Source organism: Leucobacter soli, assembly GCF_042659205.1.
Taxonomy (GTDB): domain Bacteria; phylum Actinomycetota; class Actinomycetes; order Actinomycetales; family Microbacteriaceae; genus Leucobacter; species Leucobacter soli.
Window position 1 is genome coordinate 1 of sequence record NZ_JBHSRW010000301.1, and the last position, 2,317, is coordinate 2,317.

The 2,317-nt window shown below is 71.3% G+C and carries 3 protein-coding genes and 1 pseudogene; 2 read left to right on the forward strand and 2 right to left on the reverse strand.

Annotated elements, in window-relative coordinates:
• Both ACFPZL_RS12405 and ACFPZL_RS12410 read right to left on the reverse strand, forming a co-directional pair.
• Window positions 1-185, reverse strand: a pseudogene (locus ACFPZL_RS12405) (mycothiol synthase); the annotation flags it as partial.
• Window positions 185-871: a winged helix-turn-helix domain-containing protein gene (locus ACFPZL_RS12410; protein ID WP_328798005.1), complete on the reverse strand. Its 687-nt coding sequence runs from the start codon at window positions 869-871 to the stop codon at window positions 185-187. The gene ACFPZL_RS12410 and the pseudogene ACFPZL_RS12405, both read right to left, overlap by 1 nt.
• Before the next feature lie 89 nt (window positions 872-960).
• Between ACFPZL_RS12410 and ACFPZL_RS12415 the strand changes: the two genes are divergently transcribed.
• Both ACFPZL_RS12415 and ygfZ read left to right on the forward strand, forming a co-directional pair.
• Window positions 961-1,251, forward strand: coding sequence for a hypothetical protein (locus ACFPZL_RS12415; protein ID WP_218114323.1), 291 nt, complete (start codon window positions 961-963; stop codon window positions 1,249-1,251).
• Window positions 1,252-1,417: 166 nt separating this feature from the next.
• Window positions 1,418-2,317, forward strand: a 900-nt coding sequence (ygfZ, locus tag ACFPZL_RS12420; protein ID WP_382335659.1) for a CAF17-like 4Fe-4S cluster assembly/insertion protein YgfZ, incomplete at its 3' end; no start/stop codon positions are given.

Sequence of the window (2,317 nt, forward strand, 5' to 3'; positions counted from 1 at the left end):
GCCGCCGGGGCGCCGGCGACGGCGGCGAGCAGCACCTCGCGCCGACCCTGTCCGGCCGCGAGCAGCGCCTGGTCGGAGACCGATGGGAAGCCGTCGGCTCGCTCGGCCTCGGCGAGGAGCTCCCGTACCGCGTCGACGGCGGCCGGATGGGTGCGGGCGTCGATCCGATGGATCTCGAGCGACATCACTCCTCCGCCGTGTCCGTGCTGCGTTCGCGCGCGAAACCGTAGCCGACGCCGCGAACCGTGCTGATGAGCGCCTCGTGCTCGCCGAGCTTCGCGCGCAGTCGTCGCACGTGCACGTCGACGGTGCGGGTGCCGCCGAAGTAGTCGGTGCCCCAGACTTCTCCGAGCAACTGGTCCCGGGTGAACACGCGGCCGGGATGCTTCGCGAGGAAGTGCAGCAGCTCGAACTCCTTGTAGGTGAGGTCGAGCGTGCGATTGTGCACGCGGGCGGTGAAAGTTCCCTCGTCGATCTCGACGCCGGCCGAGCTGACGGTGCCGGGGTCCGCCGAACCCGCGGTGCCGCCCGAAGTCCCCTGGGCCAGGCGCAGGCGCAGCTCGATCTCGGCAGGGCTCGCGTCGGGGAGCAGCACGTCGGCGATGCCCCAGCCGGAGGTGATAGCCGGTAGCGCGGGTTCGGCGGCGATCAGCAGACGCGGGGTCGGGCAGTCGCGCAGCAGCTCCAGGCAGGCCGAACGGGCGCGTCGCACGTCGCGGGTGGCGTCGACGAGCAGCAGCTCGAAGCGGGCGGCGGCCGAGGGCGGGACGCGGACGTCGAGCGGTGAGAGTCGCGTCTCGTGCGCCAGCAGTTCGAGGCCGGGAAGCATCGCCGTCGGGTCTCCGTCCGTCAGGCAGAGCAGCTGCATCATGCGCTCCCCTCCGCCGTTTCGGACATGTCGATTCTATTGCACATGGCGGCGCCGGTTTCTGCGGGTGCGTCATATGCGAGGATGAAGGGGTGAGTGGATCCAGCGCAGCACCCGAGCCGGTGGCCTCGTGGCACATCGGTCGGCTCATCACGGCCTGGACCTTCGCCGCGGTCGTCGGGATCCTGGTCACCGTACTGGTGAGCGGTGACGCCCGGTTCCCGTGGCTCGCACTCGCGATCGGTGCGAGCACCCTCGTGACGTTCGCGTTGCAGCTCGGTACGGCGCAGCGCGAGGGCTTTATCACGCGGCTCTCGTTCAGCGTCGCCGGGGCCGTGGTCGTGATCGCGGTGATCGACGTCGTCGGGCTGCTCGTCGGGTAAGCTACTGGCATGCTCGCTCTCGAACTCTTCTTCCTCGGCCTGCTGGGCTTGGCGTCGCTCATGATCGTCTGGGTTTCGGGCGTCGTCGTCTACAAGCTCTTCGCGGGCCAGCGCTGATCCGATCGATGTTCGTCCGCCCGGTGCCGGCACGGTCGGGGCGGTGCGTATGAGCGACCCGTTCCTCGATCTGCCCGGCGCGATCGCCGCATCGGATCTCGACGCGGCCGCCCATTTCGGGGCACCGCTCCCCGAGCAGCGGGCGCTGGAGGCCGGGAACGCGATCGTGAGCCTCGCCCACCGCGGGGCGGTGACGGTCTCGGGACCGGATCGCCTGAGCTGGTTGCACTCGATGACGAGTCAGCAGCTCACCGGCCTGCGCCCGGGGGAGTCGACGGAGACGCTGCTGCTCGGCCCGACGGGTCGTGTGGAGCAGGCGATCCGTGTCGTCGACGACGGCGAACGGGCCTGGCTCCTGGTCGACGAGGGCGCTGCGGAGCCGTTGGCCGCCTACCTGAATCGGATGCGGTTCGCGCTGCGCGTCGAGGTCGCCGATGTGAGCGGCGAGTATGCGGCGGTGCTGGCGTTCGAGGGCGGTGCGGCCCTGCCGGCGCTGCGCGAGCTCGGCACGGCGGTCGCGGAATGGCGAGACCCCTGGGGCTCAGTGCAGCGCGGGGGCGTGCAGTACGCGCATGGCGCCCATCCCGGGGAGGGGTGGACGGCGACGCAGCTGGTCTTCCGACGCGAGGATCTGTCCGCTGCGGCCGCACTGACGACCTCCGGTGAGATCAGAGCGGCCGGGCTGATGGCGCTCGACGCGCTCGAGGTGCGGGCGGGGCGGCCGACGCTGCACGCCGAGGCCGACGAGCGGGCGATCCCGCACGAGTTCGACTGGCTGCGGACGGCGGTTCACCTGACGAAGGGCTGCTACCGTGGCCAGGAGACGGTCGCCAAGGTCCACAACCTGGGGCATCCGCCGCGGCGCCTCGCGTTGCTGCATCTCGACGGGTCCGGCGGCGAGCTGCCGGAAGCCGGGGCGCTCGTGCACGTCGCGGGGGCGGATCCGGAT